Here is a 7,123-nt window from a genome sequence, read left to right on the forward strand (position 1 = left end):
GCGTATACGGTGAACAGCAACTTCACCGACGCCGAGATGGTGATGGACGACCGTGAGGACCAGCTGATCGACGTGGTCATCGGCGCCACCTTCGATACCCTCAAGGACACCAAAAAGGTTCCGGCCGCCGGCTCGGAAATCACCAACATCGAAGGATGCGTCGCCGCAGACAAGATGACCAACCTGCAGAAGGCGCCTGAGCATGACGCGGTGAGCCAGAACTGACGAATCCGGCTGCGAACAGCCGGATTCGAATCGCCATCGTATCTTCTATTGTGCGGTGCATTCCATGAGTTTCCAAGAAATCCCCGTCTTCCATGATTGCTGGAAGACGGGGATTTTTCACCGTCAAGCCATTGACGAGGCTGCGAGGCCGGCCGAATCATCCGTTCGGCCTGCTACTTGGTCTGCTCTCCATACCAGCGGTTCAGCTCGGCAACGGCTACGTCATGCTCGACCGGACCATTATCGAGGCGGTATTCCAGCATGTGCTTGTACGCCTTGCCCACCAGCGGCCCCGGTTCGATGCCAAGCAGTTGCATGATCTCGTCGCCGTTCAAATCAGGACGGATCGCGTCGAAATCCTCCTTCTTCTTGAGATCACGCACACGTTGCTCCATCTCGTCCATCGCCGACGAGAACACCATCGCCTTGCGCCTGTTCTGCGTGGTCGCATCGGCACGCGTCAGACGGTTCAGACGCTCGTACAGCGGACCGGCGTCCTTGACATAGCGACGCACCGCGGAATCCGTCCATGGTTCCTCCACATAGCCATGGAAGCGCAGATGCAGGTTGACCAGCTCGCTGACGTCCTCGACCACGTGATGGTCGAAATGCAGGGCGCGCAAACGCTTGCGGGTCATCTTCGCACCGACCGCATCATGATGATGGAAGCTCACCTTGCCGCCGGGCTCGAAACGACGGGTCTTCGGCTTGCCGATGTCGTGCATCAGCGCGGCCAGACGCAACGTCAGATCCGGCGCGGGCACCGGACCATCAGGACCGGTCTCCAACGCGACCGCGCGATCGATGACGATCATCGTGTGTTCGAACACGTCCTTATGACGGTGATGCTCGTCGATCTCCAGCTGCAATGCCGGAATCTCGGGGAACACGATATCCGCCAATCCGGAATCGACCAGCGCCTCGATGCCGGCGCGCGGACGATCGGACAGCAGCATCTTGACCAGTTCATCGCGAACGCGCTCGGCGGAAACGATTTCTATGCGGTCGACCATGTCCGTCAACGCCTCGGCGGTTTCCGGCGCGATGCGGAAACCCAGCTGCGCCACGAAACGCACGGCGCGCATCATGCGCAGCGGATCGTCGTCGAACGACTGCCTCGGATCGACGGGCGTACGCAATACGCCCTTGGCCAAATCGTTGGCACCGCCGAACGGATCGACGAATTCCAGCTCGGGCACACGCAACGCCATCGCGTTGACGGTGAAATCACGACGGGACAAATCGCCCTCCAGGGAATCGCCGTAGTTCACCTCCGGCTTGCGGGAATCCGGATCATACGTATCGGAACGGTATGTGGTGACCTCAACCTTCACCTCCGTGCCGTCCTCACGGCGCCGCATCGCGCCAAGCGTGCCGAACTTGCGGCCCATGTCCCAAAATCCGTCATGTCCGAAACGACGAAGGATATGCTCGAATTGTTCGGGGCGCGCCGATGTGCAAAAATCCAAATCATGCGATTTGCGATGCAGCAGCAGATCGCGGACGGGACCTCCCACCAACGCCAATTCATAGCCTTCCGCGGCGAACATGCGCCCTAATTCAATGGCCTCCGGCCATACTTCGAAGTTCACGCCATCCCTTTCCGGCATCACCAGTTTCTGCCCTACCAGCATAGCGTGTGCGGGTCATTTGGCATATGGTCCCCAATCCACCGACGCTGGAATGCATGTATCCGTCGGCGGATTGGGCGGTTCCCAAATTACCGACACTAAGGTGCCTCTGAACGTCGGTAGTTTGGGTGAATCCCGAATTACCGCCTGTGCCCGCCGACAGCGAACATGATGCGCAGGTTTCGCAACACTACGGACGAATAAAGGCGTTGCGTTTCGGGTTTGAACGCAGGTTGAGTATGGTTGGAATCATGATTACGCCCGCAGACCTTGCACGCATGCTTGCCCATGCTGCGGACGAGCATACCCAAAATCCGCTGGCTCCGGACGAACTGCTGTACACATCGGAGTCGCTCTCGCTGCAACGGCAGGCCATCATCACACCCAGCGTTCCCACGCCCGCGATGATGCCGCAGCGTCGCACCGCGGAAGGGCCCACCACATTCGCATCGCTGGACGCGCAGGAGTTGCCCGTGGTACGCGAGTACTCCGCGGGCGGCCTGGTCTTCGACGAACGCGGCCGTGTGGCGATCATCGCCCGCCATTCGCGCAGCGGGCATCTGGAATGGTGCCTGCCCAAAGGGCATATCGAAAAAGGCGAGACTCCGCAACAGACCGCCGTGCGCGAGGTGCACGAGGAAACCGGCATCCTCGGCGAAGTGGTCGGATCCATCGCCACCATCGACTACTGGTTCACCGGCACCAGCCAGCGCGTGCACAAGCTCGTGCACCACTTCGCGTTACGGCAGATCGGCGGCGAACTGACGGTCGAAGGCGATCCCGACCATGAGGCGGAAGACGCCATTTGGGTGAATTTTGACGATTTGGACGACGTACTGAGCTATCCGAACGAACGGAAGATAGCATGGTTGTACGCAAAGAAACTCAACAGACAGGCGCAACAGTGAACCATTCCGCACCACGGAGCGTTTCGCGCGGCGTACGCGCAGTATCGATGATTCTCGCCATGGCCCTGACCATGGCGTTGATGTTGTTATACGCCCCCGCACCACACGCCGAAGCGGACGAGATGCCGACGAACGACGGGACGCCGGTGAACATGGTGTCGATCGATTCCTCTACCGCGGTGCTGACCGACACCTCCGGATACCACCTGCAGGCAACGGTGACCAACACCACCGACCAGACGGTTCCCGCGGGGACGCTGTCGGTGGCAGTGAACGCCTTCTACACCTTCGTTTCGCGCAACGACATCCAAGAATGGGCGGAAGGCACCGGGCACATCCCCACATCCAATACGATCGGACAAGCCGACGTTCCCGAACTGCAACCCGGCGCCTCGACGAAGGTGAGCATCGACGCCGACGCGAATCAACAATCGCTCACGGCCATCAATTCATCGGGTCCCAAACCCGTGGAACTCGACTACACGGCCAACGGCGAGGAACTCAGCACCACGCACACCTTCGTGACCCGCACCACGGACGGGCTCAACACCCCATCGACACCGGCGATGAACATCACCGTCGTGCAACCGCTCGCCGCCAGCGGATGGACCACCGACGTCGATCTGATGAACAAACTCGTCGACGAAGGCGGCCTGAACTCGCGCAAGCTCTCGAAACTCGCCGTCCCCAGCGAAAACGACAACACCCGTCTCAAATCACTGGAACAGGTATTCGGCAAACATGACAAACTGCAGGTCATCGCCGACCCGACATATCTGCAGGCGATGACCATGCCGACGCAGGCCGACGGCATCACCCAGCCCGCATTGTTCGACATGACCGCATACACGGCATACAACGACAGCCGCGCGTACGCCAACGCGAACATCGACACGGCGGATTGGAAATCCGGCAAGGCGCTTGCGACCTACCGGTCGGCTTTGGGCGATCCTTCCGCCAAAACCAAAACCTACGCATGGCAAGGCGACGGCAATTGGACCATGAAAGCGCTTACCGAGGCGAAACGCCAAGGGTATGGCACCGTCATCGCCACCCATGATTTCGAGGGAAGCGACCAGTCCACCGTGGAGACCGGCAAAACCACGGTGAACACGGAGGCCGGCGAGGTCACCGTGCTCACCGCGCAAAGCACGCTGTCGAATCTGGCGCAGGGCAAGGCAACCAGTGGCGACGCCGACGGCGAGGGATCGGACGCGGGACGACTGGCCCGTTTCATCGCGCAAAGCGCGTTCTACCAGATGGAACAGCCGTATGCCGAACGGAACCTGCTGGTATGCTTGGGCACCGATTCCAATCCATCGGACGTGGACGCGTTGATGTCCGCCATCGAGCAATCGTCCTGGCTGAATCTCACCGACCTGAACACGCTTGGCAAGGCAAGCGCCTCGCATAGCGGCGACGAGGCGGCTGCGGCGCTTCCTCAGGATTCCGGGCTTTCCGACGCGCGACGCTCGTCCCTGCAACAGACTCTGAGCGCGTTGACGGAATCCGCCAAGGGCATCGACCGCTTCAATTCGTTCATTCTCGCCGAACCGACCGAAAAATCGTCGTCCGGCAGCACGACGTGGCGCAAACAGCTCGTTTCGGCGCACAACCTACTGGCATTGCACGCGCTCGGCAACGAGGCTTCGTCCGGAAGCACCATGCTGGAAGGCGCCTCGCAATTGTCTTCGCTGCTGTTCAACGGCATCGCGATCACCCCGACGGAAAACGTCAACGTGGTCAGCGAAACGGCGAAGATGCCCGTCACAATCAGCAACAACCATCCGTATCCGGTGACGGTGAAGGTCTCGTCGCTGACCGATTCGATGCAGATCGTCACCTCCCGTTTCGACACCGTGGAAGTGCCCGCGCACGGCGAGGCCCAGGTGGCGTTCACCATCCGCGTTTCCACTTCCGGCGATGCGAACGCGACCATCGCCCTCTTCGACCGGCAAGGCACCACTTTCGGCGCCACGCAAACCACGCATATCACCAGCGCGCTGCAGATCAGCGACAAAAGCGGCTTCGTCATCATCGGCTTCGCCGTGCTTCTGGGCATTGTGGGATTGTGGCGCCAATTCAACCGTAAGAAGGATCCCGACGAATGAGTTCTTCCGTTGGCCGTAATTCACTGATCATGGCCTCCGGCACCGCGGCCTCCCGCGTGACCGGCCAAATCCGCACCATTCTGCTCGCCTGGGCGTTGGGCACCACCGGTTACGCCGCCAATGCCTACCAAGCCGGCTCGATGATTCCGCAGGTGATCTACACACTGGTCTCCGGCGGCATCTTCAACGCCGTGCTTGTGCCGCAGATCGTGCGCACCCTGAAAAGCGAGGACGCCGAAACCCGTCTCAACAAGCTCATCACCCTCGCCATCACGCTTCTGCTGACGGTGACCGCGCTCATGGCGCTGTGCACGCCGTTGTTGACCAAGCTGTACGTCAACGGCAGCGCGGACACCATGGCGCTGTCCACCGCGTTCACGCTGTGGTGCATGCCGCAGATCTTCTTCTACGGCCTGTACACGGTCGTCGGGCAGATTCTCGCCGCGAAGAACCATTTCACCATGTATGCGTGGAGCTCCGTCGGCGCGAACATCATCAGCTGCATCGGCTTCGGCGCGTTCATCGCATTGTTCGGGCGCGCGACGGAACATCCGCTGGAATTCTGGACCGCCGGCAAAATCGCGTTGACCGCGGGAACCTGGACGCTTGGCGTGGCGTTCCAGGCGCTGGTGCTGTTCATTCCGCTCACGCGAATCGGATTGCGGTACCGTCCGAAATTCGGCGTGCACGGCATCGGCCTGCGTTCGATGGGTCCCGTGGCCGCATGGAGCGTCGGCATCGTGCTCGTCGACCAGATCGTCAACGTGATATCCACGCGCGTCGCCACCAGCGCGCCGAACCAGGCATCCAAGCTGTACCACCTGAGTCAGCTCGATGTTGCCGGCAACGCCTCCTACCAGAACGCCTACACCATCTACATGCTGCCGTATTCGCTGATCGCGGTGTCGATCGCGACGGCGCTGTTTCCGAAGATCTCCAATGCCATCGCCGAACATAATCTCGCCGAGGCGCGCGAGGACCTGAGCTCCGCGCTGCGCAATCTTAATGTGATCATGTGCTTCTTCGCGACGGCGTTCGTCGTGCTGCCGCTGCCGATCATCCTCGCGCTGCTGCCGTCGATCAGCGTGCGCGAAGGATTGCTGATCAGCGCGCCTTTGGCGGCGCTCGGCATCGGCCTGCCGTTCGCCAGCTCGTATCTGGTGATCCAGCGCACGTTCTACGCGTTCGAGGACGGCAAACATCCGTTCATCTTCATGGCGATCACGATGACCATTCAGGGATTGACGATCGTCGTGGGCTCCGCGTTGCTTCCACCGACGCAATGGATCACCTTGATCGGCGTGGCCATCACGGTGAGCTACATCCTGCCGTATCCGCTGCTGGCGCATATGCTCGGTGCGCGGTTCGACGGCGACATCGACGGGCGGCGCGTGGCCACCGCGTATGCGAAGTCGATCAGCGCGGCCGTCGTGGCCTCCGCGATCGGCCTGCTGTGCAGGAACCGCGTCTACGCCGTCGTCGGCGCGCGCATCGGCGCCGACGACGGCACGATGAATTGGGGGCAGGCGGTGCTGTCGGCTATTTTGCTGACCATCGTCATCACCGTCGTGTATCTGGCGGCCCTGTGGGCGCTGCGTTCGGAGGAGCTCATGTCGGTCGCCGGCATGGTCGCCGCGCGCATTCCGGGGCGGAAGGAATCCGCCGAAAAGCCGACCAGCCCCACCGCTAGAATCGTCGATAGTGTCGAAAGCGACGAAGATACCATTCGTCATGAGAATCATTAAGCAATGAAGGAACCCATGAAACCTCAGCTGGGAGATACCATCAGCAACCGCTATGTCTTGGTTTCGCCGCTGCGCGAAGAAACCGGACTGCAGGTCTGGAAGGCAAGCGACCATGTGCTCGCACGCGATTGCCAGCTGTTCATCGTCAATAACCGCAAGGCCCTGTCAAGCGTCAACGCGGCGGCATCCATGCTGGCCATCTCCCATGACGCGCATTTCACGCAGGTGCTGCAATTGCAGCACGCCGGCGAGGTGGCGCTGGTGATCACGCAGCTCGACGGCGGCATTTCCCTGGACGAGTATCTGACTTCCGCCAGCCTGCGCCCGCTGAGCTACGACGCGATGCGGTCCATCGTCGGCGAGGTCGTCGAGGCGTTGCATGTGTTGCAGAAGGACAATCTCACCCACTTCTCCATCAGCACGGACACCGTCCGTCTGACGCGCTCCGGTGTGGAAATCGCCGACGCTCCGGTGAGCTCGATGCTGGTGGATCTGTCGCGCGC

At 61.0% G+C, this 7,123-nt stretch carries 4 protein-coding genes and 2 pseudogenes; 5 read left to right on the plus strand and 1 reads right to left on the minus strand.

All coding sequences use genetic code 11. The annotated features are described in order from the left end of the window. Positions 1-225: pseudogene (locus B3C64_RS06715) on the plus strand (LytR family transcriptional regulator); the annotation flags it as partial. Between the two features lie 173 nt (positions 226-398). Here B3C64_RS06715 and B3C64_RS06720 read toward each other — a convergent pair. Beyond that, positions 399-1,817, minus strand: coding sequence for a CCA tRNA nucleotidyltransferase (locus B3C64_RS06720; protein WP_291534614.1), 1,419 nt, complete (start codon positions 1,815-1,817; stop codon positions 399-401). Positions 1,818-2,107: 290 nt separating this feature from the next. Here B3C64_RS06720 and B3C64_RS06725 point away from each other — a divergent pair, with 290 nt between their 5' ends. From B3C64_RS06725 to B3C64_RS06740, 4 genes and pseudogenes are all read left to right on the plus strand, one after another. Beyond that, the gene (locus B3C64_RS06725; RefSeq protein WP_291534609.1) at positions 2,108-2,764 is read left to right on the plus strand and encodes an NUDIX hydrolase; all 657 of its coding nucleotides are present in this window, start codon (positions 2,108-2,110) and stop codon (positions 2,762-2,764) included. Then, positions 2,722-4,875, plus strand: coding sequence for a DUF6049 family protein (locus B3C64_RS06730; protein ID WP_291534610.1), 2,154 nt, complete (start codon positions 2,722-2,724; stop codon positions 4,873-4,875). Before B3C64_RS06725 ends, B3C64_RS06730 begins: the two co-directional genes overlap by 43 nt. Then, on the plus strand, positions 4,872-6,620 hold the full coding sequence (gene murJ, locus B3C64_RS06735) for a murein biosynthesis integral membrane protein MurJ (protein ID WP_291534611.1): 1,749 nt from the start codon (positions 4,872-4,874) through the stop codon (positions 6,618-6,620). Before B3C64_RS06730 ends, murJ begins: the two co-directional genes overlap by 4 nt. A gap of 15 nt (positions 6,621-6,635) precedes the next feature. Next, a pseudogene (locus tag B3C64_RS06740) lies at positions 6,636-7,123 on the plus strand (hypothetical protein); the annotation flags it as partial.

Source organism: Bifidobacterium sp. UBA6881 (assembly GCA_002451435.1).
GTDB lineage: Bacteria > Actinomycetota > Actinomycetes > Actinomycetales > Bifidobacteriaceae > Bifidobacterium.